The organism is Pantoea trifolii (assembly GCF_024506435.1).
Taxonomy (GTDB): domain Bacteria; phylum Pseudomonadota; class Gammaproteobacteria; order Enterobacterales; family Enterobacteriaceae; genus Pantoea; species Pantoea trifolii.
In genome coordinates, this window is sequence record NZ_JANIET010000001.1 from 2,237,300 (window position 1) to 2,262,744 (window position 25,445).

22 protein-coding genes and 2 tRNA genes are annotated in these 25,445 nt (G+C 51.2%); 8 read left to right on the forward strand and 16 right to left on the reverse strand.

The window, feature by feature from the left end:
* Positions 1 to 22: 22 nt before the first annotated feature.
* Positions 23 to 352 carry an HI1450 family dsDNA-mimic protein gene (locus tag NQH49_RS10385; RefSeq protein WP_196761379.1) on the forward strand — a complete coding sequence of 110 codons (330 nt, stop codon included), beginning with the start codon at positions 23 to 25 and terminating at the stop codon, positions 350 to 352.
* Positions 353 to 395: 43 nt separating this feature from the next.
* Here NQH49_RS10385 and oppF read toward each other — a convergent pair whose 3' ends face one another.
* The 7 genes from oppF to NQH49_RS10420 all read right to left on the reverse strand — a co-directional run bounded on the left by oppF (position 396) and on the right by NQH49_RS10420 (position 9,008).
* Positions 396 to 1,400, reverse strand: coding sequence for a murein tripeptide/oligopeptide ABC transporter ATP binding protein OppF (gene oppF / locus NQH49_RS10390; RefSeq protein ID WP_256696571.1), 1,005 nt, complete (start codon positions 1,398 to 1,400; stop codon positions 396 to 398).
* Positions 1,397 to 2,416: an ABC transporter ATP-binding protein gene (gene oppD / locus NQH49_RS10395; RefSeq protein WP_061718771.1), complete on the reverse strand. Its 1,020-nt coding sequence runs from the start codon at positions 2,414 to 2,416 to the stop codon at positions 1,397 to 1,399. The genes oppF and oppD overlap by 4 nt, the downstream gene beginning before the upstream one ends.
* An 11-nt stretch (positions 2,417 to 2,427) precedes the next feature.
* Positions 2,428 to 3,336 carry an oligopeptide ABC transporter permease OppC gene (oppC, locus tag NQH49_RS10400; RefSeq protein WP_256696572.1) on the reverse strand — a complete coding sequence of 303 codons (909 nt, stop codon included), beginning with the start codon at positions 3,334 to 3,336 and terminating at the stop codon, positions 2,428 to 2,430.
* A gap of 15 nt (positions 3,337 to 3,351) precedes the next feature.
* Positions 3,352 to 4,272: an oligopeptide ABC transporter permease OppB gene (gene oppB / locus NQH49_RS10405; RefSeq protein ID WP_007892378.1), complete on the reverse strand. Its 921-nt coding sequence runs from the start codon at positions 4,270 to 4,272 to the stop codon at positions 3,352 to 3,354.
* A gap of 80 nt (positions 4,273 to 4,352) precedes the next feature.
* A complete protein-coding gene (gene oppA / locus NQH49_RS10410; RefSeq protein WP_008106580.1) occupies positions 4,353 to 5,993 on the reverse strand; it encodes an oligopeptide ABC transporter substrate-binding protein OppA in 1,641 nt (546 codons plus the stop codon).
* A 159-nt stretch (positions 5,994 to 6,152) separates the two neighbouring features.
* The gene (locus NQH49_RS10415) at positions 6,153 to 7,787 is read right to left on the reverse strand and encodes an ABC transporter substrate-binding protein (protein WP_256696573.1); all 1,635 of its coding nucleotides are present in this window, start codon (positions 7,785 to 7,787) and stop codon (positions 6,153 to 6,155) included.
* Between the two features lie 573 nt (positions 7,788 to 8,360).
* Positions 8,361 to 9,008 (reverse strand): YchE family NAAT transporter, encoded by a 648-nt coding sequence (locus NQH49_RS10420; protein WP_256696574.1) that lies wholly within the window; start codon positions 9,006 to 9,008, stop codon positions 8,361 to 8,363.
* A 446-nt stretch (positions 9,009 to 9,454) separates the two neighbouring features.
* On the opposite strand from NQH49_RS10420, the gene adhE reads away from it, so the two are divergent.
* Positions 9,455 to 12,130, forward strand: coding sequence for a bifunctional acetaldehyde-CoA/alcohol dehydrogenase (adhE, locus tag NQH49_RS10425; RefSeq protein WP_256696575.1), 2,676 nt, complete (start codon positions 9,455 to 9,457; stop codon positions 12,128 to 12,130).
* Between the two features lie 55 nt (positions 12,131 to 12,185).
* On the opposite strand, the gene tdk is transcribed toward adhE, so the two are convergent.
* On the reverse strand, positions 12,186 to 12,806 hold the full coding sequence (gene tdk / locus NQH49_RS10430; protein ID WP_154156329.1) for a thymidine kinase: 621 nt from the start codon (positions 12,804 to 12,806) through the stop codon (positions 12,186 to 12,188).
* Between the two features lie 413 nt (positions 12,807 to 13,219).
* On the opposite strand from tdk, the gene hns reads away from it, so the two are divergent.
* Positions 13,220 to 13,627: a histone-like nucleoid-structuring protein H-NS gene (hns, locus tag NQH49_RS10435; RefSeq protein WP_256696576.1), complete on the forward strand. Its 408-nt coding sequence runs from the start codon at positions 13,220 to 13,222 to the stop codon at positions 13,625 to 13,627.
* 95 nt (positions 13,628 to 13,722) lie between these two features.
* Here the strand turns inward: hns and NQH49_RS10440 are convergent, their stop codons facing one another.
* The 5 genes from NQH49_RS10440 to rssA form a co-directional block, all read right to left on the reverse strand.
* Positions 13,723 to 14,730 (reverse strand): NAD-dependent epimerase, encoded by a 1,008-nt coding sequence (locus NQH49_RS10440; protein ID WP_256696577.1) that lies wholly within the window; start codon positions 14,728 to 14,730, stop codon positions 13,723 to 13,725.
* Positions 14,731 to 14,740: 10 nt separating this feature from the next.
* On the reverse strand, positions 14,741 to 16,084 hold the full coding sequence (locus NQH49_RS10445; RefSeq protein ID WP_256696578.1) for a UDP-glucose dehydrogenase family protein: 1,344 nt from the start codon (positions 16,082 to 16,084) through the stop codon (positions 14,741 to 14,743).
* 23 nt (positions 16,085 to 16,107) lie between these two features.
* Positions 16,108 to 17,016 (reverse strand): UTP--glucose-1-phosphate uridylyltransferase GalU, encoded by a 909-nt coding sequence (gene galU, locus NQH49_RS10450; RefSeq protein WP_008106595.1) that lies wholly within the window; start codon positions 17,014 to 17,016, stop codon positions 16,108 to 16,110.
* Between the two features lie 194 nt (positions 17,017 to 17,210).
* Positions 17,211 to 18,227 carry a two-component system response regulator RssB gene (gene rssB / locus NQH49_RS10455; RefSeq protein ID WP_256696579.1) on the reverse strand — a complete coding sequence of 339 codons (1,017 nt, stop codon included), beginning with the start codon at positions 18,225 to 18,227 and terminating at the stop codon, positions 17,211 to 17,213.
* Between the two features lie 102 nt (positions 18,228 to 18,329).
* On the reverse strand, positions 18,330 to 19,235 hold the full coding sequence (gene rssA / locus NQH49_RS10460) for a patatin-like phospholipase RssA (RefSeq protein WP_256696580.1): 906 nt from the start codon (positions 19,233 to 19,235) through the stop codon (positions 18,330 to 18,332).
* A gap of 96 nt (positions 19,236 to 19,331) precedes the next feature.
* On the opposite strand from rssA, the gene NQH49_RS10465 reads away from it, so the two are divergent.
* The 5 genes from NQH49_RS10465 (at position 19,332) to xthA (ending at position 21,981) form a co-directional block, all read left to right on the forward strand.
* Positions 19,332 to 19,787: a YchJ family metal-binding protein gene (locus tag NQH49_RS10465; RefSeq protein ID WP_256696581.1), complete on the forward strand. Its 456-nt coding sequence runs from the start codon at positions 19,332 to 19,334 to the stop codon at positions 19,785 to 19,787.
* Positions 19,788 to 19,844: 57 nt separating this feature from the next.
* The gene (purU, locus tag NQH49_RS10470; RefSeq protein WP_036648946.1) at positions 19,845 to 20,693 is read left to right on the forward strand and encodes a formyltetrahydrofolate deformylase; all 849 of its coding nucleotides are present in this window, start codon (positions 19,845 to 19,847) and stop codon (positions 20,691 to 20,693) included.
* Between the two features lie 144 nt (positions 20,694 to 20,837).
* A tRNA-Tyr gene (locus tag NQH49_RS10475) sits at positions 20,838 to 20,922 on the forward strand.
* Positions 20,923 to 20,964: 42 nt separating this feature from the next.
* A tRNA-Tyr gene (locus NQH49_RS10480) sits at positions 20,965 to 21,049 on the forward strand.
* A gap of 125 nt (positions 21,050 to 21,174) precedes the next feature.
* Positions 21,175 to 21,981, forward strand: coding sequence for an exodeoxyribonuclease III (gene xthA / locus NQH49_RS10485; protein WP_256696582.1), 807 nt, complete (start codon positions 21,175 to 21,177; stop codon positions 21,979 to 21,981).
* Positions 21,982 to 22,013: 32 nt separating this feature from the next.
* On the opposite strand, the gene NQH49_RS10490 is transcribed toward xthA, so the two are convergent.
* The 3 genes from NQH49_RS10490 to selD are packed head-to-tail and all read right to left on the reverse strand — an operon-like array spanning position 22,014 to position 25,297.
* On the reverse strand, positions 22,014 to 22,310 hold the full coding sequence (locus NQH49_RS10490) for a YnjH family protein (protein WP_008110345.1): 297 nt from the start codon (positions 22,308 to 22,310) through the stop codon (positions 22,014 to 22,016).
* Positions 22,310 to 24,232 carry a DNA topoisomerase III gene (locus tag NQH49_RS10495; RefSeq protein WP_256696583.1) on the reverse strand — a complete coding sequence of 641 codons (1,923 nt, stop codon included), beginning with the start codon at positions 24,230 to 24,232 and terminating at the stop codon, positions 22,310 to 22,312. Before NQH49_RS10495 ends, NQH49_RS10490 begins: the two co-directional genes overlap by 1 nt.
* 21 nt (positions 24,233 to 24,253) lie before the next feature.
* Entirely contained in the window at positions 24,254 to 25,297 is a 1,044-nt protein-coding gene (gene selD / locus NQH49_RS10500) for a selenide, water dikinase SelD (RefSeq protein WP_256696584.1), read from the reverse strand.
* Positions 25,298 to 25,445 lie beyond the last annotated feature (148 nt).

Below are 25,445 nucleotides of genomic sequence, written 5' to 3' on the forward strand. Positions count from 1 at the left end.
TACCGCCTCAGGGCAAGCAGGAATGACCATGGATTTAAATAATCGCCTTACTGAAGATGAAACGCTGGAACAGGCTTACGATATTTTTCTTGAGCTGGCTGGCGACAATCTCGATCCCGCTGACATTATTCTGTTCAATCTGCAGTTTGAAGAGCGCGGTGGCGCAGAACTGTTCGATCCTGCGGAAGACTGGCAGGAACACGTTGATTTCGATCTCAACCCAGACTTCTTCGCAGAAGTGGTGATTGGCTTAGGTGAAGCCGACGGCGAGCCGATCACTGATGTGTTCGCACGCGTCCTGCTTTGCCGCGAGAAAGATCACAAACTCTGCCACATCCTGTGGCGCGAGTAAGCGACAGACAAAAAAACGCCGGGCAATCGCCCGGCGTTTTCATTTACAGCGGATCGACTTTTAAACAAGAAACCGCATGACGGAAGCTGCCTTCCAGCAGCGGCCGGGTTTTCGCGCACTCTGGTCCGGCAATCGGGCAACGGGTACGGAACACGCAACCCGATGGCGGATTGATCGGTGATGGCAGCTCCCCTTCCAGCAGCTGGATTTGCTTGTTCTTCTCCAGATCCGGATCGGGAATCGGCACCGCAGACATCAGCGCTCGGGTATACGGATGCTGCGGATTGTTGTACACCGCATCGTAAGTACCCAGCTCAACCGCATGCCCGAGATACATCACCAGCACGCGATCGGAGATGTGTTTGACCACCGCCAAATCGTGCGCGATAAAGATCAGTGACAACCCCATTTCTCGCTGCAACTTTTGCAACAGATTGACGACCTGCGCCTGAATCGACACGTCGAGCGCCGATACCGGCTCATCACAGATAATCAGCTTCGGCTCAAGGATTAGCGCACGCGCAATGCCAATACGCTGACACTGACCACCTGAGAACTCGTGGGGATAGCGGTTGATGAGGTTAGGTAACAACCCGACCTTCATCATCATGCTTTTGACCTTATCCTTCACTTGCTGGCCCGGCATCTTCGGATAATAGGTGCGCAGCGGTTCGGCAATGATATCGCCAATGGTCATGCGCGGGTTAAGCGATGCCAGCGGATCCTGGAAGATCATCTGGATGTCACTGCGCGCCTGACGCCACTGCTCCTGACTTTGCCCCAGCAGATCGCGCCCTAACCAGGCGACGCGCCCTTCCGTGGCTTTCACCAGGCCAATGATGGCGCGGGCCAGCGTCGATTTACCGCAGCCCGACTCACCAACGACACCCAACGTTTCACCTTCGTACAAACGCAGGCTGACGCCGTCGACCGCTTTCAGCGTGTGCGGTGGCTGCCAAAACCACTGTTTGCCATCCTTAATCTCGAAATGCACCTTAAGATCGGCAATCTCCAGCAGGACTTTTTTCTCTTCGACTACGGTGCTCATACTAATTCCTCCACCGGCTTGAAGCAGGCACGCAAGCGCCCTTCAGCGAAAGGCTCCAGCGGCGGTGCCTTGGCGCAAATGTCCATGGCGTAAGCGCATCGAGGCTGGAACGGACAGCCTTGCGGCAAGCGCAGCAGGTTTGGCGGATTGCCCGGAATAGTGGTCAGCGACTCGCCCTCTTCAGCGTCCAGTCGCGGCACCGCACTCAGCAAGCCAATCGAGTACGGATGTGCAGGATGATAGAACACATCGCGGGCACGGCCATATTCCATAGTGCGACCGGCGTACATCACCAGCACTTTGTCACAGATACCCGCCACCACGCCGAGATCGTGGGTAATCATCACAATCGCGGTATTGAACTCGCGCTTCAACTCATTCAACAGCGTCATGATCTGCGCCTGTACGGTGACGTCGAGGGCTGTGGTCGGCTCATCGGCAATCAGCAGCTTAGGTCGACACAGCAGCGCCATCGCAATCATCACACGCTGGCGCATGCCGCCAGAGAATTCATGTGGGAACATCTTCATGCGCTTACGCGCTTCCGGCATTTTCACGGCGTCCAGCATGCGTACCGACTCTTCAAACGCCTGGGCGCTGTTCATGCCTTTATGCAGCTTCAGCACTTCCATTAACTGCTCGCCGACGCGCATATACGGATTCAGCGACGTCATCGGGTCCTGGAAGATCATCGCGATCTGCTCAGCACGCAGTTTGTTCAGCTTGTTTTCTGGCAGATTGAGAATCTCTGCGCCGTTGAATTTTGCTGAACCGCCAATGCGCCCATTTTTTGCCAGCAGCCCCATCAAGGCAAACGCGGTTTGCGATTTCCCCGAGCCGGACTCGCCAACAATGCCCAGCGTTTCACCTGCATGCAGTGAAAAGTTGAGGTCGTTCACAGCGGTAACATCGCCATCGTGGGTGCTGAAGGTGACGCGCAGATCTTTCACATCCAGCAGCAGGTTATTGTTTCCCGCACGTGCAGCCATGGCTGGCTGAAATTCATGAATGGTCATCGGGAAACTCCTTAACGATCTTTCGGGTCGAGGGCATCACGCAAGCCATCGCCGATAAAGTTAAAACAGAACAGCGTGACCACGAGGAAACCGGCCGGGAACATCAGTAACCACGGCGACACTTCCATCGAGTTGGCGCCATCGCTCAGCAACGCGCCCCAACTGCTCAGGGGTTCCTGTGTGCCGAGGCCAAGGAAGCTAAGGAAGGATTCGAACAGGATCATGCTCGGCACCAGCAAAGAGGCATATACCACCACCACGCCCAACACGTTCGGCACAATGTGGCGCAATACGATTTTGAAGGTGCTGACACCGCCGACCTGCGCCGCTTCGATGAACTCTTTGCGCTTCAGGCCCAGCGTCTGCCCGCGCACGATACGCGCCATATCCAGCCACGACACCATTCCGATCGCCACAAAGATCAACAGAATGTTGCGACCAAAGAAGGTCACCAGCAGGATGACGAAGAACATGAACGGGAAGGAGTTGAGAATCTCCAGAATACGCATCATCACCGAGTCGATTTTACCGCCCAGATAACCCGCCAATGAGCCATACAACGTGCCCACCAGCACCGCGATCAGCGCAGAGGCGATGCCCACCATCAGCGAGATACGGCCACCAATCGCAACGCGCACCAGCAGATCACGGCCCGAGGAATCGGTGCCAAACCAGTGACCGGAAACGGTATCCGGCGCGGCAGACATCATCGCCCAGTCGGTGTCGTCATATTTAAATTGCGACAACATTGGGGCGAACACCACGAACAGCGTGATCACCAGCAGCACCAGCAGGCTGATAAACGCCGCGCGGTTGTGAATAAAGCGGCGACGCGCATCCTGCCAGAGGCTGCGCCCTTCGACTTCCAGTTTTTCACTGAAGGCATCCAGAGCTTCGCTGTTTTTCTTACTAAACATCATGGGCGAGCTCCATAATCAGTAACGGATTTTCGGATCGATTACGGCGTACAGCACATCAACGATCGCGTTAAACAGAATGGTCAGCACGCCAACCAGAATGGTCAGGCTCATCACCAGCGAGTAGTCACGGTTCAATGCCCCGTTGACGAACAACTGGCCGATGCCCGGTAAACCATAGATGGATTCAATCACCATGGAACCGGTAATGATGCCGACAAACGCCGGCCCCATATAGGAAAGCACCGGCAACATAGCAGGCTTCAGCGCGTGACGCAGCACGATACGGCGCAATGGCAGACCTTTGGCGCGCGCGGTACGGATGAAGTTTGAGTGCATCACTTCAATCATCGAACCACGGGTAATACGCGCGATGCTGGCGATATAGGCCAGCGAGAGCGCCACCATCGGCAGCAACATGTAATTCCATTGGCCGCCGTTCCAGCCGCCGCCTGGCAGCCAGCGTAAGGTAATCGCGAATACCAGCACCAGTAACGGTGCTACGACAAAGCTGGGGATCACCACGCCGGTCATCGCGACCCCCATCACGGCATAATCCCACAAACTGTTCTGCTTTAGGGCGGCGATCACGCCGGCCGTTACGCCCAATACCACGGCAAGGAAGAATGCCGCCAGACCAAGTTTGGCTGATACCGGGAAGGCGTGGCCGACCAGATAATTGACCGAGTAATCTTTGTATTTAAACGAGGGACCAAAGTCGCCATGTGCCAACTGCACCAGATAGCTCAGATACTGTTTGCCAATCGGATCGTTGAGATGGTACTTCGCTTCAATATTCGCCATCACTTCTGGCGACAGAACACGTTCGCCGGTAAATGGACTGCCGGGTGCCAGTCGCATCATAAAGAAAGAGATGGTGATGAGGATAAACAGCGTCGGGATGGCTTCAAGGAGCCGACGCAGGATGAATTTTAACATTGCCGTACCTACCAGGCTGTTGCTTCACAAAGTAAAAAGGCGGTGCCGCAGCACCGCCACTATCGATAGCCTGAGTGCTATTAATGTTTAATGATATACAGGTTTTTATCGACGGTTTTATCCAGCGGATCGTTGCCGGTATAACCGCCCACGTAAGGTTTCACCAAACGCGCATTGACGTAGTAGTAAACCGGCACAATGGTGCTGTCTTTATCCAGAATCTGCTCAGCTTTCTGATAATCCGCTACGCGCGCTTTATCGTCTGTGGCTTTAACCGCATCGTGGATAACTTTATCGAAGTCAGCGCTCTTGTAATGCGAGGTGTTACTGCTGCTGTCAGACAGCATGATGTTCAGGAATGAAGTCGGTTCGTTGTAATCCGCACACCATGCCGCACGAGAGACATCAAAGTTGCCCTGATGACGCGTATCCAGGAAGGTTTTCCACTCCTGGTTTTCCAGCTTGATGTTGACGCCGATGTTTTTCTTCCAGATAGAAGAGGCAGCGATAGCCAGTTTCTTGTGCAGATCGGAGGTGTTGTACAGCAGATTGAAGGTCAGCGGTTTATCCGCAGTGTAACCCGCTTCAGCCAACAGCTTTTTCGCTTCTTCGTTACGCTTGTTCTGATCCCACTTGAACCAATCCGGCGGCAGCAGTTCCATGCCATCGGTGGCTGGCGGGGTGAAGCTGTAAGCCGGTTGCTGACCTTGTGCCAGAACCTTGTTCACCATGATGTCGCGATCCAGACCGAGTTTCAGCGCGGTACGGACGCGTGGATCGGTGAATGGCGCTTTCTGGTTGTTAATTTCGTAGTAATAGGTGCACAAATATGGCTTCACCATCAACTCTTTGCCGTTATCACGCTGCAGTTTTTTGAACAGCTCGATTGGCATGTTGTTGTAGGTAATATCGCTGCCGTTCTCAGAGAAGTAACGGTTAACGTCGCTGACTTCAGAGTTGATTGGCAGGAAGGTAACTTTGTTCAGAACGGTGTGCTCGTTGTCCCAATACTGCGTGTTACGCACCAGCGTTACGCGTTCGTTGATCACGTGGGATTCAAGTTTGAATGCGCCGTTACCAACCCAGTTCTGCGGTTGGGTCCACTGATCGCCAAATTTGTCGATAGCAGGCTTATACACCGGAGACATCACGGAGTTGATCAACAGCTTATAGAAGTACGGTACGGGCTCGCTCAGCGTCACTTCCAGCGTGTGATCGTCGATGGCTTTTACACCCAGCTCGGAAGTTGGCTTTTTACCGGCGATGATGTCGTCAACGTTGACGATGTGACCGTATTGCGGATAGCTGGCGTATGGAGATGCGGTTTTCGGATCGACCAGGCGCTGCCAGCTGTAAACGAAATCTTGCGCAGTGACCGGTTCACCGTTGGACCATTTAGCGTTCTTACGCAGGTGGAAAGTCCAGACTTTGAAATCTTTGTTTTCCCAGCTTTCCGCCACGCCCGGAACCGGTTTGCCATCGCTGTCGCTGGTGATCAAACCTTCATACAGGTCACGCGCGATGTTGTCTTCGGGAACACCTTCAATCTTGTGGGGATCCAGCGACTGTACTTCATCGCCGTTACCGCGAACCAGTTCCTGTTTTGCTGCCAATTCAACGCCTGCTGGCACTGTTGCGGCCAGCGCGGCATTCCCTGCCAGCGCGCCGATTGCTGCTAATACACCCGCTGCAATCAGGCTTTTTTTTGTGATGTTGTTCATTATTACGCTCCAGTTTTATTATCTTTACCGGGTCGATTTAACGCCCGGCGTACCCCGTTTCCAGGTGATCTTCGCGTGTCTGAACGAAGACCCTAATCACCCTTCAGGGTTTACCACGGTAAAGTGCCGCCCGACTGTAGCGCCGGATCGGTCCATTACTCAATGTTTCTTTATGTAATAGTATTTCAACGCCAGCATGTCCTGTGGATCTTTACCGGTAAAACCGCCCACCCAAGGTTTGACCAACCGCACGCTAACGCGGTAGTAGACCGGTACGATTGGCGAATCTTTATCAAGTTGCGCTTCAGCTTGCTGATAAAGAGCGGCGCGCTTTGCTTCATCTGAAGTGGTTAATGTTTGCTGAATTAACTGGTCAAACGCCGAACTTTGGTAAAACGCGGTATTATTTGATGAACCGCTCAAAAGCATATTCAGGAAGGTTGAGGGCTCGTTGTAATCTGCGCACCATGTCGCGCGTACCACGTCATACTGCGCCTGGTGACGCGTCTCCAGCAGCGTTTTCCACTCCTGATTCTGTAATGTCACCACCGCACCGAGATTTTTTTGCCACATCGAGGCCGCAGCAATCGCCTGTCGCTTGTTCTGTTCGGAGGTGTTGTACAACAGCGTAAAACGCAGCGGGTTTTGTTGATTAAAGCCGGCATCTGCCAGTAACTGCTTGGCGCTGGCATTACGCTCGGATTGCGTTTGTTGCGCCCAGGCCGGTGGGGAGAGCGTGATACCGTGGGTAAACGGCGGCGTCAATTCGTAGGCAGGAATTTGCCCCTGGCCCATGATCTTCTGCGCGATGATGTCGCGATCAAGGGTTAACTTCAGCGCGGCGCGTACTCGGACATCATCGAATGGCGCTTTTTTGTTGTTGATTTCGTAATAGAAGGTGCACAGCAGCGGACTGATTTTGACCTCATCGCCGAGATCCTGCTGTAACTTTTTAAACAGCTCCGGCGGCACCACACTGTTGGTCATATCGGTGCCACCGCTGCGATAACGGTTGATATCACTGTTCTCTGAAGAGAGCGGCAAGAACACGCCCTCTTCAATCACCGTGTGTGCATTATCCCAATACTGCGGATTGCGTTTCACCACGATTTTTTCATTCACCACCCAGTCCGACAGCGTAAAAGCGCCATTGCCAACATAGTGTTGCGGCTGCGTCCACTGCTCGCCCCACTGGTCTATCGCCGGACGATAGACCGGTTTCATCGCACTGTGGGCCAGCATAGCAACAAAATAGGGAACGGGTTCAGAAAGGGTGACTTGTAGATGACGATCGTCGAGGGCTTTAACCCCGAGTTCAGCCGGCGCAGCTTTACCAGACAGGATGGCATCAACGTTGGCGACATGGGCCGCCTGTAAATAGCTGGCGTAAGGGGAAGCAGTTTTGGGATCGGCCAGGCGCTGCCAACTGTAGACGAAATCCTGGGCGGTAACGGGCTGGCCATTACTCCAGCGCGCATCTTCTCGCAGCGTGAAAGTCCAGATGCGCCCTTCTTCGCTTTGCCACTGCTTAGCGACACCGGGGACAAGCTGACCGTTATTATCGGTTTCAACCAGACCTTCCAGCAAATTACGCATGACATTGGATTCTGGCACGCCCTCCGCTTTCTGCGGATCGAGCGTTGCCACCTCACTGCCATTATTAATCACGATCCGCTGTAATTCTGATAATTGAGTGCCTGCGGGAATTTGTGCTGCCTGGCTTGAGGCCATTGCGCCTGTGAGACATAAGGCAAGCACTGAACGTACGGCCGTTTTCGCTACCATGCATTTCATCAACAAATATCAACCTTAATCATAAGCCTGATAGCCTTTAAGCAAGAAGCGTACACATTTGTCGCTATCAGATAAAAAATTTGTGATGTGCCGAAAATTATCAGAACCGATGCCCGCACGCCAAAGCTAAACTGCAAAAATGTTAGCAGATTCTCTTTTATCACGTTCTGGTAGGGAGGAAAAGTGTTAATTATTAGGATGAAATAACGATTAAAACACTGATTAATATAAATATAATTTCGTTATCGCATATATTTTATTCATTATTGTTATTAAGTTATAATTTTTATGAATATAACTGCAAAACCATCACATTCCAACATAATGATTTCATCATCTAGCTAATGACTTTTCCGTAATGCTAATAAGAAAGAATTTTACAGAGTATTTATCTGTGATAATTATCACAATTTAATGTGAGTTACTGGATGCGTTTATCAGGATTAGTAGTAAAAGTGATGCGGAGGTTAATGCGTTAAGAAGGATGAATAAAATTACCAAAATGGTGCAATTAAGTCTAACGTTGCACCATTGTGGATCGCATTGCAGGTTAAGATTAAAAATTAAGGGCTACTAATTGAGTAATCCGGGGAAAATTGATTTCATGCCGGTGACAACAAACTCTATGCCCAATGCCATTAACAACAATCCCATGATACGAGTGATAACGTTGATCCCGGTTTGGCCAAGTACTCGCACCATTAATGGTGCAGCGCGAAACAGCAGCCAACAGCAAAACGCGAAAATTGCAATCGCGATACTAAAGCCAATTAGGTTCTGCCAACTGTGATAACGCGTACTCCAGACGATGGTTGAACTTATTGCGCCGGGACCGGCCATCAACGGTAAAGCCAGCGGTACCACACCAATACTTTCACGAATGGCGCTCTCTGACTTCTCCTGCTTGTTCTGCTTATCCTCACCCAGTTTTCCGCTGATCATCGACATCGCGATGGTAACGACCAGAATCCCACCGGCAATACGGAACGAATCTATCGAAATACCAAACAGATGCAGGATGCCATCACCAAGGAAAAGTGACGTCCACAGGATAATGGCGACGGCCAGGTTCGCGGTGAGGTTGGTTTTGTTGCGCTCAACCACACCCTGATAGCTGGTCATACTGATAAAGACCGGGATGATACCTACCGGATTTACCAGGGCAAACAAACCGACAAAAAACTTAATGTAGCCGGATAGATCAAGTAGCACGGGGTTCAAAGTGGGCTCCGGTAAAGTCTGAGTAGAAAAACGCGCTTAATGTAGTGCATAAGCCGGGCGGAAAACCAGAGGCGCCAACAGAAATTTATGCTGCCGGCAAAGCTTTAAGTCAGTTCTTTCAACTACTGTTAAAGTTGGGTTATGGCAATGAAGCCAGCAGGGACCGCAGATGTGGCACATCACGCTAACTTTACTTGCAAAAGTTAGTGCTGAAAGGTGTCAGCTTGGATCAGGATTGATCTGTATCAAAATTTACCTACCCCATCAGGGGTAATCTTACCCCGTCGAAACAACTTCCTGACGCTTAAGCATCTTGACCAGGAAACCCTTTTAGTAAGCAAAGGCAAAACAGTCGCCAACCTGACCAAAATATAAGCATAGCGTGACTATACTTCTGGATTCAGGCTTGTTTACTAAAAGAGTTTAACTTCCTTCAGGAGAGCACTATGGCCGTTACTAATGTTGCCGAACTTAATGCACTGGTTGAACGTGTAAAAAAGGCACAGCGTGAGTACGCTAATTTTAGTCAGGAACAAGTTGATGCAATCTTCCGCGCCGCCGCACTTGCTGCTGCAGACGCACGAATTCCTCTCGCCAAGCTGGCCGTTGCCGAATCAGGCATGGGTATTGTTGAAGACAAAGTGATCAAGAACCACTTTGCTTCTGAATACATCTACAACGCTTACAAAGACGAAAAAACCTGCGGTATCCTCGCCACTGATGACACCTTCGGCACCATTACCATTGCTGAACCGATTGGCCTAATCTGCGGTATCGTTCCAACCACCAACCCAACCTCTACCGCTATTTTTAAAGCGCTGATTAGCCTGAAAACCCGCAACGGCATTATCTTCTCTCCGCATCCACGTGCAAAAGATGCAACCAACAAAGCCGCAGATATTGTGCTGCAGGCAGCGATTGCGGCAGGTGCACCAAAAGATATTATCGGCTGGATCGATACCCCTTCTGTCGAGCTTTCTAATCAGTTAATGCATCACCCCGATATCAACCTGATCCTTGCAACCGGTGGTCCGGGCATGGTGAAAGCCGCCTACAGTTCCGGTAAGCCGGCAATTGGTGTGGGTGCGGGTAACACGCCAGTCGTAATTGATGAAACAGCGGATATCAAACGCGCTGTCGCGTCTATCCTGATGTCGAAAACCTTCGATAACGGTGTGATTTGTGCTTCTGAACAATCCGTGATTGTGGTTGATTCGGCTTATGACGCGGTTCGTGAGCGTTTTGCCAGCCACGGCGGCTACCTGCTGCAAGGTAAGGAGCTGAAAGCCATTCAGGATATCATTCTGAAGAATGGCGCGTTAAACGCCGCGATTGTAGGCCAGCCAGCGACCAAGATTGCCGAATTGGCCGGAATTAGCGTGCCTGCAACTACCAAGATTCTGATTGGCGAGGTGAAACTGGTTGATGAATCTGAGCCATTCGCGCATGAAAAACTGTCTCCAACTTTAGCGATGTACCGTGCGAAGGATTACCACGACGCGGTCGATAAAGCTGAGAAACTGGTAACGATGGGCGGTATCGGCCACACCTCATGCCTGTATACCGACCAGGATAACCAGATCGAACGCGTGCACTACTTCGGCGACAAAATGAAGACCGCACGAATTCTGATTAACACGCCTGCATCACAAGGCGGTATCGGTGACCTGTACAACTTCAAGCTTGCTCCATCACTGACGCTGGGCTGTGGTTCATGGGGCGGTAACTCCATTTCTGAAAACGTGGGACCAAAACATCTCATCAACAAGAAAACCGTGGCCAAGCGAGCTGAGAATATGTTGTGGCATAAACTTCCAAAGTCTATTTACTTCCGTCGTGGCTCACTGCCGATTGCCCTGGAAGAAGTGGCAACTGATGGAGCAAAACGCGCCTTTATCGTTACTGACCGCTTCCTGTTCAATAACGGCTATGCGGATCAGGTGACCTGCGTACTGAAATCACACGGCATCGAAACCGAAGTCTTCTTTGAAGTCGAAGCTGACCCAACGCTGAGCATCGTCCGTAAAGGTGCAGAGCAGATGAACAGCTTTAAACCTGATGTGATTATCGCACTCGGCGGTGGCTCACCGATGGATGCAGCAAAAATCATGTGGGTGATGTACGAGCATCCTGAAACGCATTTCGAAGAGCTGGCACTGCGCTTTATGGACATCCGTAAACGCATCTATAAGTTCCCGAAAATGGGCGTCAAAGCGCGCATGGTTGCCATCACGACCACTTCCGGTACCGGTTCAGAAGTTACACCGTTTGCCGTGGTGACGGACGATGCAACCGGCCAGAAATATCCATTAGCGGATTATGCGCTGACGCCTGACATGGCCATTGTTGACGCCAACCTGGTAATGGATATGCCACGTTCACTCTGCGCCTTCGGTGGTCTGGATGCGGTAACGCACTCGCTAGAAGCCTACGTTTCCGTATTAGCGAACGAGTATTCTGACGGCCAGGCTTTGCAAGCACTAAAACTGCTGAAAGAGAATTTGCCTGCCAGCTATCGCGATGGCGCGAAAAATCCAGTTGCTCGCGAACGTGTTCACAATGCGGCGACTATCGCGGGGATTGCGTTTGCTAACGCCTTCCTGGGTGTATGTCACTCAATGGCGCATAAATTGGGTTCTGAGTTCCACATTCCTCACGGTCTGGCAAACGCCCTACTGATTTCAAACGTCATTCGCTACAACGCCAATGACAACCCGACCAAGCAGACGGCTTTCAGCCAGTATGATCGTCCACAAGCACGTCGTCGTTATGCTGAGATCGCCGACCATCTGGGACTTTCCGCTGCTGGCGACCGTACCGCTCAGAAAATTGAAAAACTGCTCGCCTGGCTTGAAGAGATGAAAACGCAGTTGGGCATTCCAACCTCTATCCGCGAAGCGGGTGTGCAAGAGGCAGACTTCCTTGCGAAAGTTGACAAGCTGGCTGAGGATGCATTCGATGACCAATGTACCGGCGCGAACCCACGCTATCCGCTGATTGCTGAGTTAAAACAAATCATGCTGGATACCTTCTACGGCCGTGAATTCTCTGAGTCACTAAATGAGAAAGCTGAAGAAGTTAAAGCCGAAGTAAAAGTTGATAAGAAAATGAAGAAAGCGTAAAGCGCTTTAAACAAAAAACCCGCTACGGCGGGTTTTTTTATGGCTTGCTGATGAGTTAGGCCTGGGGCGATTGTGAGCCATATATCGCCTGAAGGGAACCTTCATCAATCGCCTGCTTATAATGTTTACGGCAGACCGATATATAGCGCTCATTGCCACCAATCACTACCTGCTCGCCTTCGCTAAAAGGCTTACCCTTTGCATCGAGACGAAGGACCATGCTGGCTTTTCTGCCACAATGGCAGATAGTTTTAAGCTCAACCAGCTTATCCGCCCATGCCAGTAAATATTGGCTACCCACAAACAGCTCTCCACGGAAATCCGTGCGCAGGCCATAGCAAAGCACTGGAATATCCAGATTGTCGACAACATCAGATAACGCTTTCACCTGTTCGCGCGTCAGGAACTGGCTTTCATCGACTAACACACAATGCACGGGTTGCTTCGCATGCTCTGCCGCTATTTCTTCATCGAGCCTTGTCTCATCGTTATATAAAAATGCAGGAGACGAAAGACCGATGCGTGAACTGACTTTACCTGCACCGAAGCGGTTATCAATCTCGGCGGTATAAACCAGCGATCGCATCCCGCGCTCGTGGTAATTATAAGAAGATTGCAGCAAAGCCGTTGATTTACCCGCATTCATCGCAGAGTAATAAAAATAAAGTTGAGCCATTAGAAAATCTCATCGTAGCCTATATCTGTTGCGCCGCAGTTTACCATAAAGCTGTATAACTGTAGCGATGCATTATTTTTATCATTTGCTCAAATTAACATCACCATCAAGATGGATATCATAGCGCCTAATAAAGAGAGCACGTTTTGACAAAGTAGCGATTAAGCCGATATTTTATTCGTTTTAATTAAAGCCGAAGCGTCAGGGTTAGCGTGGGCTTAGCGTTCAGCCTACTAAGCCAGTTAAAAAAGATTGCCAGATAAGTAAATATATTCTGAATAGCGTTATAAAATCGCACTCCATTTTTATTTTTTACGTTTTGCTTTTAAATCCGGCTATTGCAGTTATTTTTTTGCACCACTATTATGAGTCGGCAGAACAACCTCCATTTATTATATTTTGAGATTAGGACAATGAGCGAAGCACTTAAAATTCTTAATAATATCCGTACATTGCGCGCACAGGCTCGGGAATGCTCTCTGGAAACATTGGAAGAGATGCTGGAAAAACTCGAAGTTGTGGTCAATGAGCGTCGTGAAGATGATACTCATGCACAAGCGGAAAATGCAGAGCGCACACGCAAGCTTGAACAGTATCGCGAAATGCTGATTGCCGATGGTATCGACCCAAATGAGCTATTGCAGGCATTATCTGAAACGAAAGTTCCGGGTAAAACCAAGCGCGCTGCACGCCCCGCTAAATATTCTTATGTTGATGAAAACGGTGAAAACCGTACCTGGACTGGCCAGGGCCGCACGCCTGCTGTGATTAAAAAAGCAATTGAAGAACAAGGTAAACAACTGGACGATTTCCTACTGTAATCATTCCAGCGCTCAGAATTGTAATTAGTTCACTACTAATTCACTTTGACCAGGCAAGAAAAAGGAAGCCAATGGCTTCCTTTTTTAATGCTTAATTATTGTTGATAGAAGCGGCGATACCAATCAACAAAATGCTGTACACCCTGCTCAACGCTAGTTTGAGGACGGAAATTGATCGCCTGATACAGAGGTTGTGTATCAGCGCTGGTACCCAGCACGTCGCCGGGTTGCATCGGCAGCATATTTTTCTTCGCTTCAATGCCCAATGCCTTTTCCAGCGACTCAATATAGGTCATTAAGCTGGTCGGCTGGCTATTGCCGATGTTGTAAACGCGATAAGGTGCCGAACTGCTTGCAGGCGAACCAGCTTCAACTGTCCAGCTATCATCCGGTTGAGGAATTACATCCTGCAAACGCACGATCGCTTCTGCGATGTCATCTATGTAAGTGAAGTCACGCGTCATTTGTCCGTTGTTATAAACGTCAATTTGCTCTCCCGCTAACATCGCGCGAGTAAACTTGAACAACGCCATATCCGGACGGCCCCACGGACCATAAACGGTGAAAAAGCGTAATCCCGTAGTAGGCAGCTGATAAAGATGTGAATAGGTATGCGACATCAATTCGTTAGCTTTTTTAGTGGCCGCATAGAGTGAAACGGGATGATCAACGGAATCTTCCGTTGAAAAAGGCATTTTGCGATTCAGTCCATAAACTGAACTGGATGAGGCATACAGAAGGTGGCCGATTTTATGATGCCGGCAGCCTTCAAGAATATTGAGATGACCGATTAAATTTGCTTCGGCATAAGCATGGGGATTTTCGATCGAATAACGCACGCCGGCTTGCGCGCCCAAATGTATAACACGTTCAAAAGCATGTTCAGCGAATAAAGAAGAAATGGCCTGGCGATCCGCCAGGTCCATTTTTAAGAAAATGAAATCAGGATATTGCGTGTTCTGGTCTAAACGGGCCTGCTTAAGGCTGACATCATAATAGTCATTTAGGTTATCGATACCGACAACCTGGTGACCAGCCGCCAGCAAGCGCTGACTGACGTGAAATCCAATAAAACCTGCCGCGCCGGTAACCAGAAACTTCATACATCCCTCATTATTCTACGATTTTAATTGATGCTCCGCGGCCAATTGCATAGTACGTGAAACCGCGCTTGCTGATACGTTCCGGATCATACAGGTTACGACCATCAAAAATCACGGGTTCTTTTAACGCATTTTTGATGACGTCGAAGTCTGGCGCACGGAAGTTTTGCCATTCAGTACAGATAACTAAGCCATCCGCACCCTGCAGCGCTGCTTCTTTAGTGCCCATCAACTTCAGATCGTTACGATGGCCATAAATGCGTTGCGCTTCATCCATCGCTTCTGGGTCGAAGGCCTGAACCGTTGCACCGGCTTCCCATAGTGTCTCCATCAGCACACGGCTGGAGGCTTCACGCATGTCGTCAGTATTCGGCTTGAACGCCAGTCCCCACAAAGCAAAGGTTTTGCCGCGCAGATCGTCACCAAAGTGACGCTTAATAAAGGTTGGCAGCTTATTCTTCTGCGAATCGTTAACGTCTTCTACCGCCTGCAGCAGACGCGGAGTGTAGCCGATTGACTCAGCAGTACGAATCAGCGCCTGCACGTCTTTCGGGAAACAAGAACCGCCATAGCCGCAGCCTGGATAGATGAAATGATAACCGATACGTGAATCTGAGCCGATACCCTGGCGAACCTTCTCAACGTCGGCTCCCAAACGTTCTGCCAGATTCGAGATCTCGTTCATGAAGCTGATTTTGGTTGCCAGCATGCAGTTAGCCGCATATTTGGTCAGCTCTGCGCTGCGGATATCCATCAAAATCATACGATCATGATTACGGTTGAACGGCTCATATAGCTCGCGTAACAGCTCAACCACTTCATCATTATCGGTACCGACAACGATACGCTCAGGACGCATGCAGTCATTAACTGCTGCACCTTCCTTGAGGAATTCCGGGTTTGAAACTACGTCAAAGGCGATGTTTACATCACGCTTTTGCAAAGTTTCAGTCATCACCGCACGAACGCGATCCGCTGTACCTACAGGTACAGTTGATTTATCGATAACAACTTTGTGATCGTTCATGTGCTGCGCGATGGTGCGCGCAACAGCTGTCACATATTTCAGATCGGCAGAACCGTCTTCATCCGGTGGCGTCCCCACGGCGATAAACTGCATCACGCCATGATTAACGCCCTCTTCCGCATTCGTGCTGAACTTCAGGCGACCCGACTCATAATTAGACATAACGAGTGGCGTCAGGCCCGGTTCAAAGATCGGAATATTGCCTTTCTTTAAGTTCTCGACTTTCTTTTCGTCGACATCAATACAGAGAACGTCATGTCCGACTTCGGCCAACACCGCAGCCTGAACCAGACCGACATAGCCGATACCAAATACAGTGACTTTCATTGAATTATCCTGTGTTTATTGAGTTACTTTTTATTGCCTACCGCGCCTTCGAGCCACTGAGTGAAATCTTTACCCAGGACTGGATGGCGAACGCCGTACTCAACAAACGCTTGCATGTAACCCAGTTTGTTACCGCAGTCATGGCTAACACCGTTCAGGTGATACGCTTCAACGGTCTCTTTTTCCATCAGCATTGCAATGGAGTCAGTCAGCTGAACTTCACCACCTGCACCTGGAGGCGTTTTCGCCAGCAGTGGCCAGATTTCAGCGGACAGCACGTAACGACCTACAACGGCCAGGTTTGATGGGGCTTCAGAAGCTTTAGGCTTCTCAACCACGCCAACCATTGGCGCGCTCTGACCTGCAGAGAGATCGGCACCCTGGCAGTCAACCACACCGTAAGCGGTTACATCAGCAACCGGCTCAACCATGATCTGGCTGCGGCCGCTCTCTTCGTAGCGCGCCAGCATCTCTGCCAGATTGTCTTTGGTTGGGTCAGATTCGTATTCATCGATGATGACGTCTGGCAGGATTACGGCGAATGGCTCATCGCCAATCAGCGGATGTGCACACATTACTGCGTGGCCCAGGCCTTTCGCGATACCCTGACGAACCTGCATGATGGTGACGTGTGGAGGGCAGATTGACTGGATTTCATCCAGCAGCTGACGCTTAACACGTTTTTCCAGCATAGATTCCAGCTCAAAACTGGTATCAAAGTGGTTTTCGATGGCGTTTTTAGAAGAGTGTGTAACCAGCACAATCTCGTTAATGCCCGCTGCAATGCACTCATTCACGACATACTGGATCAACGGCTTATCGACCAGCGGTAACATCTCTTTTGGAATAGCTTTGGTCGCAGGCAGCATACGCGTGCCGAGGCCTGCAACTGGGATTACCGCTTTTTTAACTTTAGTCTTATAGGCAGACATCAAAAATACCTCTCTTAATAGGCCGTTCAAGTTAATACTTGATATGTCGGTTTAAAAACGAAATGAGTATATCAGTTACTATCAGGTGGATTTATCCTGGAAGAAGTTAATCCACGGAATTTAGGACTATTACCCAAGTGTAAAGCTTGCCCCTGGTCCTGTCTTTAACCCGCAGAAAATTTAAATCCGACGGGTTATTCTTCGGCTGATAGCATCAAACGTAGTCTGCCTCCGGCGCCCCAAATATGGCATTGCCAGGCGTCGGCACGTTGGCTAATTTGATTGAGATGGGTGCTGCCCATAGTACCAAGTGGCACCCCATTACTGAGTTGGATTTGATGAGTATTGATATGCAATGTGGCATTCAGTCCCGCTGAAACCAGGATCAGATTTTTTAACTGGCGATGGTAATAGCCCACCAGCAACGGGAACTGTCCGCTGAGATTGGCTTGCCGTAACAGCATGTTGACCTGCCGTAGTAACCCATTTAATTCAGGCAATCGCTGCTTCTGGCCGGAGAGTTGCTCCTGCAGCAAGCCATTGAACAGGGCACGCAGCAACAGCGCGGCTAACACGCCATTATCGCCAGCGCGTGTCACATCAAGGCAATAGAATGCCAAATCGTTATCTGACAGCGCCGCGATATCCAGCACTAAACCCGGCTGTTCCGCCATGGTGAGCTGGCGGTAATTGATTCGGCAATTGGCGATAGTTTGCTGCACCGGCGGCTGGAGCTGTTTGAGTAATTTAGAGGCCGCCAACGGATCGCTAACCAGCGCATCCCAATCCTGAAAGAGCTGCTCATCCTCCTCCACTTTGGAGGTAAACATTGAAGGATAGAGACACTCGAACACCGCTTCACGGAAACGTTCAAGATTTTTGAGCGGTTTGAGCAGCACATCCTGCACCCCCAAACGCAACACATGGGCGATATCCGCCATATTTTGTGTGGCGGAGATAATCAAAATGGGCACATTGTTGCCGCGCGTACGGAGACGCTCAACGAATGGGATACCGCCCATACGCGGCATTTCAAGATCGCAAATAACCAGATCGACTGACTGCGCCGATAATAACGTTAAGCCATCAACGCCATCACCTGCCTCAAGCGTACTGGCGCCTAAGCTGGTTAATAAGTTGTCTATCATTGAACGGAAAACGACCTCATCTTCGACAATGAGTATCTTTTTGCCGATTAGCGGTTTTTCCATTCTCTCCCCCTGCGTACCAGATAATTCAATAGTGGTTCATAAAATGCAGTTGCGCCTTTCAGAATTGGCTGAAGTAGCAACCCCTGTGAATGAACAACCTGACTATCTGCCACGGACCAGCGGTAATAGTTCATCCATTTTTTTCTCAACGGCGGCCTTGCCAGCCGCAATGGCTTCTTCTGCACGATGAAAGTCCAGTGTGGAAATTTGTGGACAAAACGGCTGAATCAGCACATCCGGCGGATCGCCCGCCATGCGGTTACGTTTCAGGCGATTTTCCAGAACCTGGATGGATGTCGACATAATCTCCATCGCACCCGGCGTTTGATTAGCACGGCGTTGCGTCAGGCCAATCAAGCGTTGACGCAGTTTTTTTCCCCAGCTCAGCGCTTCAACTGCCGCCGCCTCTTCACCGCTTTGCGGCGTAACTGACAATAAATCTTGCTGCATCAGGTGCGCGTCATGCTGTAAATCCACGGCGATAACGATGTCAGCACCTAATGCACGGGTTAATGAGATCGGTACTGGATTTACCACCGCACCATCAACCAACCAATACCCATTGTAAGCAATGGGTGGTAATAAGCCTGGCATACTACAGGACGCACGCACAGCTTGATGCAAATCGCCCTCGGTCAACCACACTTCACGTCCAGTACTCAGATTGGTTGCTACCACGCCAAACGGCTTGGCGCACTCATCGATCAGATCGTTAGGAATCAGCTGACGGATGTGACTAAACACTCGATCGCCACGCAATAAACCGCCGCGTTGCCAGGAGAGATCCATCAGTCGGATGACGTCCCAATAGCGGAATGCGCTCACCCATTTTTCCATCACGCCCAGCCGTCCATTCACGTAAGCCGAACCGACCAACGCGCCAACAGAACATCCCGCCACCACATCGATTTCAATGCCCGCACGTTCTAGCGCATTGATCACGCCGATGTGCGACCAACCTTTGGCAGCACCTGAACCTAGTGCCAGCCCGATCCTGACTTTTCTCATCTCACCTCATGATTGGCATGGTACGTAGCATCACGCCTGACAGTCGGCTACCATAGCGCACGCTTTAGTTTACTTTAATCACTTCCAGGAGATGACGTGTCTGAAAAGTGCCCTTGCTGCAGCGGAAAGGAGTATAGCCTATGTTGCCAACCCTTTCTGAATGGCCAAGCGAACCCGTCCAGCGCGGAGCAATTGATGCGCTCACGCTATACCGCCTACGTCGAAAAAGATGCCGCGTGGCTGGCGCAAACCTGGCACTCCAGTAAACGCGTGGCTGACCTTGAGACGCTATTATCCGAAAGTTTTGCCGGTACTGAATGGCTGGGCTTGAATGTAACTCGTTGTAATCATGGAAGCCATGAGAATGAAGCCTTCGTGACGTTTTTTGCGCGTTACCTCGAAAAAGGACGCACTTCAGCCATCTATGAATGTTCGCGCTTTCTTCGCGAGGATCAACGCTGGTACTATGTCGACGGAACAACGCCTGAGTTGGGACGTAATGATCGCTGTCCTTGTGGCGCCGATAAAAAATACAAAAAATGTTGTGGTTAATCTGGACAGATACACAACGGCTTTACCATTCATCGCTTTGACAGGACTCTGATCGAGATGCAAGCGCAAACCATCCAACGAAAAGTTTTACGAACCATTTGCCCTGATGCGAAAGGTTTGATCGCCAAGATCACCAACATTTGTTACAAGCACGAACTCAACATTGTGCAGAATAATGAGTTTGTCGATCACCGTACCGGCCGCTTTTTCATGCGCACCGAGCTGGAAGGCATTTTCAACGACAACACTTTGCTGGCCGATCTCGATAGCGCACTCCCAGTCGGTTCTGTGCGTGAACTGCAAAGTGCCGGTCGTCGTCGTGTGGTGATTCTGGTGACCAAAGAGGCGCATTGCCTTGGCGATCTGCTGATGAAAAGCGCATTTGGCGGTCTGGATATGGAAATTGCTGCAGTCATCGGTAACCACGAAACGCTGCGCTCATTGGTGGAACGTTTCGATATTCCGTTTGTGTTAGTGAGCCACGAAGGCCACACGCGTGAAGAGCACGACAACCGCATGGCGGATGAAATTGACCGTTATCAGCCTGATTACGTGGTGTTGGCGAAATACATGCGCGTGTTGACCCCCGCCTTCGTGCAACGTTATCCAAATCAGATCATCAATATTCACCACTCCTTCTTGCCAGCATTCATTGGCGCGCGTCCTTATCATCAGGCTTATGAGCGTGGCGTGAAAATCATCGGTGCCACTGCGCACTACGTGAACGATAACCTCGATGAAGGCCCAATCATCATGCAGGACGTGATCAACGTCGATCACAGCTACACCGCAGAAGAGATGATGCGTGCAGGACGCGACGTTGAGAAGAATGTGTTGAGCCGCGCGCTGTATAAAGTGTTAGGCCAGCGCGTGTTCGTTTACGGCAATCGCACGATCATTCTTTAACCACTTCGGCGCTGAACTGCACAACTCTTCAGCGCCACGCGTAAAAAGTGGGCAAACAGTTTTTATTTTCAGTGACGGCGCTTTACAGGCTGAGTGCATTTGTTATGATGCGCCCCGCTTTAAGACGCAATGATTCAGGCCAGTGGTGGGATTCCCGAGCGGCCAAAGGGAGCAGACTGTAAATCTGCCGTCACAGACTTCGAAGGTTCGAATCCTTCTCCCACCACCATCTGAATCGTCTCTGCTTAAAGCCACAATACGTAATATCCCCGGTGGGATTCCCGAGCGGCCAAAGGGAGCAGACTGTAAATCTGCCGTCACAGACTTCGAAGGTTCGAATCCTTCTCCCACCACCATCAATACCATTCTCCTCTTTTTCCCACTTGTTTTAATCGTTGTAACCTCCTGATTCACACCATGACTTTTGCCCAAAAACTCGTTACCATCGCGCCATACTTTTGCGGATAAAAATGGCAGCGAAATGAAATTTGTCTCTTTCAACATCAACGGCTTGCGTGCGCGTCCTCATCAATTAGCCGCGCTGGTTGAACAGCATCAACCTGATGTCATCGGCTTGCAGGAAACCAAAGTGCATGACGATATGTTCCCGCTTGAGGACGTCAGCAAACTGGGTTATCACGTGTTTTATCACGGGCAAAAAGGTCATTACGGCGTCGCGCTGCTGACCAAAGCTGAGCCAGTCAGTGTCTCACGCGGTTTTCCCGGCGATGATGAAGATGCTCAGCGCCGTATAATCATGGCGGAAATCCCGAGTCCAATTGGCGATATCACGGTTATCAACGGTTATTTCCCGCAGGGTGAAAGCCGCGACCATCCCACAAAGTTTCCAGCGAAAGAGAAGTTTTATCGCGATCTGCAAAGCTATCTTGAGCAGCAGTTGGCCGTCGATAAACCGGTGTTGATCATGGGTGACATGAACATCAGTAGTACTGATTTTGACATCGGCATTGGTGAAGATAACCGTAAACGCTGGCTGCGCACCGGCAAGTGCTCGTTCCTGCCTGAAGAGCGTGAGTGGATGGATCGCTTGCTGCAATGGGGTTTGGTTGACACCTGGCGCGATAAGTTCCCGGAAACCAACGATCGTTTCTCATGGTTTGATTACCGCTCGAAAGGCTTTGACGACAATCGTGGTCTGCGCATCGATCTGCTGCTGGCGAGCCAACCTCTGGCCTCGCGCTGTATTGAGAGTGGCATCGATTACGATATCCGCAGCATGGAAAAACCGTCGGATCACGCCCCGGTTTGGTCAACGTTTAAGCTGTAATGAAGCAGCGTGGCGTCATACGCCACGCGCTTTTATTTGATGATTTTCCAGATAAGCGGATTGGTGCCTAATACCTTCTCATCCCTGCCGCACTGCAATAACACGCCTTCTGCTTTAACCACCGCACCTTCAGAATAACTGCGATTCTCATAGGTACAGCACTGCATGCAGTTGCTCTGACGATTATTTTGCCCTTGCGTCCAGACTTCGGGTGGCAGATCCACCACCACATCGGTATTACCCGTACGATTATTTTCCGGCTGGCGGTTGGCCAGCGCCGAGGTGCTGCATAACAATAATCCGCCCAGCAACATCATTGCATAACGCATCACTCTGTCTCCTTGGTTTTGCGACGAGCCGTTTTTTGTTTGGCTCTCTTTTTGGCCCCAGGCGCAGTCAATCCGCGAAAGGCCTGTAACGACGGTCGCTGGCGTGCTTCACCTATCAGCCCAATCAAGGTGCTGACCAGCGGCTGCATAAACTCATCATAGCGACAAGATTTCTCACTGATGCGGGTCAGCGTCGATTCCCATTGCGCCGTCATATCCGGCCGGGCGGCCATTTCTGGCAGCGCATGGATCAACGCCCTGCCCGCATCCGTCGAATGAATATAGCGGCCTTTTTTCACCAGAAAAGTGCGGCGGAACAGCAATTCAATAATGCCCGCACGCGTCGCTTCCGTACCTAAACCATCGGTTGCACGCAGCACTTTCTTTAATTCTTTATCCTGCACAAAGCGGGCGATGCCCGTCATCGCAGATAACAGTGTCGCATCGGTAAACGGACGCGGCGGCTGCGTCTGCTTCGCCAGCACTTCGCCGCGCTCGCATAGCAGCTCATCGCCTTTGGCGACCACCGGCAGCGGCGTGCCATCGTTCTCCTCGTCACGCTCTTTGCTGCCGAGCAGTGCACGCCAGCCGGCTTCGGCCAGAAAGCGCGCTTTGGCGATAAATTTACCGCCGCCGATATCGAGGTCAATCACGCATTTGCGGAACACCGCATCCGGGCAAAACTGCATCAGATATTGGCGCGCAATCAGGCCGTAAATATTGGCTTCATTCTCAGTCAGATTGACCTTACTGGCACGCGCGGTAGGAATGATGGCGTGGTGCGCATCAACCTTTTTATCATCCCAACAGCGGTTTTTCTGATCGGGATTGAAATCTGCTGGCGGCGTCAGATTAGGCTGATGCGCCTGAATGGCATTCAACACCGCATGGCGTCCGGCAAAATGTTCATCAGGCAGATAGCGGCTGTCGGAACGCGGATAGGTGATCAACTTGTGGGTTTCGTACAGCCGCTGACAGCAATCGAGTACGTTCTGCGCGCTGAGGCCAAAGCGTTTGCCGGCTTCTATCTGCAGGCCAGAAAGCGAGAATGGCAGCGGCGCGGTATCCGACTCACGTTTGTCGTTATAGCCGGTGACCAGCGCGGGCTTACCGTTGATGCGGTCAAGCACGTGATCCGCCAGCGGACGATGCAGCAATCGCCCCTCTTCATCCTGCCACGGCTCGCAAGCATAGCTTGGTACCCATGTCGCGACAAAACGCTCCTCTTTTGGCGTGACGATGTGCGCTTTAACTTCGAAATAGTCCTTCGGGATAAAGTTTTCGATCTCTTCATCGCGACGCACCACCAGACCCAACACCGGCGTCTGCACGCGGCCAACCGACAGCACGCCATCGTACCCAGCGTTGCGCCCCAGCAAGGTAAAAGCGCGCGTCATATTGATGCCATACAGCCAGTCAGCGCGCGCACGCGCTAACGCGGATACGCACAGAGGTATGAATTCACGGTTCTCACGCAAACGCCCAACCGCGCGCTCAACCGCCGAGGGATTGAGATCGTTAATCAAACAACGCTGCACCGTTTTGCGTTTCTCTGGCGCGAGCTGCAGGTAATCGAGCACCTCATCCACCAGCAATTGACCTTCACGATCGGGGTCACCCGCATGCACCACCGCGCTGGCTTGTTGCAGCAGGCCTTCAATCACTTTTAACTGCTTCGCCACGGAAGGACGCGGCTGCAAGCGCCATTTTTCCGGAATAATTGGTAAATCAGCCAGATTCCAGCGCGCATAGCGGCTGTCGTAACTGTCGGGCTGCGCCTGCTCGAGCAGGTGCCCAACACACCAGGTCACAACCTGGTCATTTCCGCAGGCAATATAGCCGTCTCCGCGTCGATGCGGTTTCGGCAACACGTCGGCAATCGCACGCGCTAAGCTGGGTTTTTCGGCAATAAACAAACGCATGGATGGCGTCGTTCCTTAACGTCAGGTAACTACGGTAATCAGTGGACGATCGGCTTCGGCGGCAAATAGTTCGCCAATCGACGTTGCTTGTACGCCAGCTGCAGAGGCACAGCGCTGGAACGCATCAATAGCGCTGGGTTGAACCGCCACCAGCAAGCCACCGGAGGTTTGTGGATCGCACAGCAGCGCGCGGGTGGCGTCATCAAGCGGGGAAACCTGTTCACCATAGCTGGCGAAGTTGCGGCGGGTACCGCCGGGCACCGCTCCCGCAGCGATATAGTCATCGACGCCCGCCAGGCGCGGTACCTGCGACGCAATCACTTCGGCACGTAATCCGGAACCGTGGCAGATTTCACTCAAATGGCCGAGTAAGCCAAAACCGGTAACATCGGTCATCGCGCTGACGCCCGCCAGTTTAGCGAATTCTGCTCCGGCATTATTCAGCTGGCACATCACATCGGCGGCCAGCGACTGGTGTTCAGGTCGCAGCAGGCCTTTTTTCTCGGCGGTGGTGAGAATGCCAATGCCTAATGGTTTGGTGAGGAAGAGCTGACAGCCAGCCTGTGCCGCGCTGTTCTTTTTCACTCGCGCTACATCGACGATACCGGTCACGGCCAGACCAAAGATCGGCTCTGGCGCATCAATCGAGTGCCCGCCCGCCAGGGCGATTCCTGCCGCCTGACAAGCAGCACGCCCGCCTTCGACCACCCGCTGCGCCACTTCCGGACTCAGAACATTCACCGGCCAGCCTAAAATAGCGATCGCCATGATCGGTTTCCCACCCATGGCAAAAATATCGCTGATGGCGTTAGTGGCCGCGATACGACCAAAAGTGAAAGGATCGTCAACGATCGGCATAAAGAAATCGATAGTGCTTACCACCGCAGTGCCGTTCCCGAGATCGTATACCGCGGCGTCATCACGCGTTTCATTGCCCACCAGCAGTTGCGGATCGTGAAACGGGCTAAGCTCACTGCGCAGAATGGTTTCTAAAACCTGCGGCGAAATTTTACACCCGCAACCTGCACCGTGGCTGTATTGCGTTAAACGAAGAGGTTCACTCATGGCGACTTCCTTATGCGATGAACAGAAGGCGCTATGTTAGCCTGGCTGTCAGTTGGGAGTAAGTGTTGCACGACCTAACCTCGATCTTTCGCACAGGCTTTGTGCAATCTCTGCAACGGCGCCTAACCTGCCGTAAAAGGCGGCCGTT

Coding starts and splice junctions, on each gene's coding strand:
- oppB (WP_007892378.1), bottom strand. CDS start 4,272: ATGTTAAAATTCATCCTGCGTCGGCTCCTTGAAGCCATCCCGACGCTG.
- oppD (WP_061718771.1), bottom strand. CDS start 2,416: ATGACCATTCATGAATTTCAGCCAGCCATGGCTGCACGTGCGGGAAAC.
- oppC (WP_256696572.1), bottom strand. CDS start 3,336: ATGATGTTTAGTAAGAAAAACAGCGAAGCTCTGGATGCCTTCAGTGAA.
- galU (WP_008106595.1), bottom strand. CDS start 17,016: ATGTCTGCCTATAAGACTAAAGTTAAAAAAGCGGTAATCCCAGTTGCA.
- xthA (WP_256696582.1), top strand. CDS start 21,175: ATGAAATTTGTCTCTTTCAACATCAACGGCTTGCGTGCGCGTCCTCAT.
- NQH49_RS10495 (WP_256696583.1), bottom strand. CDS start 24,232: ATGCGTTTGTTTATTGCCGAAAAACCCAGCTTAGCGCGTGCGATTGCC.
- hns (WP_256696576.1), top strand. CDS start 13,220: ATGAGCGAAGCACTTAAAATTCTTAATAATATCCGTACATTGCGCGCA.
- NQH49_RS10385 (WP_196761379.1), top strand. CDS start 23: ATGACCATGGATTTAAATAATCGCCTTACTGAAGATGAAACGCTGGAA.
- purU (WP_036648946.1), top strand. CDS start 19,845: ATGCAAGCGCAAACCATCCAACGAAAAGTTTTACGAACCATTTGCCCT.
- NQH49_RS10490 (WP_008110345.1), bottom strand. CDS start 22,310: ATGCGTTATGCAATGATGTTGCTGGGCGGATTATTGTTATGCAGCACC.
- adhE (WP_256696575.1), top strand. CDS start 9,455: ATGGCCGTTACTAATGTTGCCGAACTTAATGCACTGGTTGAACGTGTA.
- selD (WP_256696584.1), bottom strand. CDS start 25,297: ATGAGTGAACCTCTTCGTTTAACGCAATACAGCCACGGTGCAGGTTGC.
- rssB (WP_256696579.1), bottom strand. CDS start 18,227: ATGGAAAAACCGCTAATCGGCAAAAAGATACTCATTGTCGAAGATGAG.
- rssA (WP_256696580.1), bottom strand. CDS start 19,235: ATGAGAAAAGTCAGGATCGGGCTGGCACTAGGTTCAGGTGCTGCCAAA.
- NQH49_RS10445 (WP_256696578.1), bottom strand. CDS start 16,084: ATGAAAGTCACTGTATTTGGTATCGGCTATGTCGGTCTGGTTCAGGCT.
- NQH49_RS10440 (WP_256696577.1), bottom strand. CDS start 14,730: ATGAAGTTTCTGGTTACCGGCGCGGCAGGTTTTATTGGATTTCACGTC.
- oppA (WP_008106580.1), bottom strand. CDS start 5,993: ATGAACAACATCACAAAAAAAAGCCTGATTGCAGCGGGTGTATTAGCA.
- tdk (WP_154156329.1), bottom strand. CDS start 12,806: ATGGCTCAACTTTATTTTTATTACTCTGCGATGAATGCGGGTAAATCA.
- NQH49_RS10415 (WP_256696573.1), bottom strand. CDS start 7,787: ATGAAATGCATGGTAGCGAAAACGGCCGTACGTTCAGTGCTTGCCTTA.
- oppF (WP_256696571.1), bottom strand. CDS start 1,400: ATGAGCACCGTAGTCGAAGAGAAAAAAGTCCTGCTGGAGATTGCCGAT.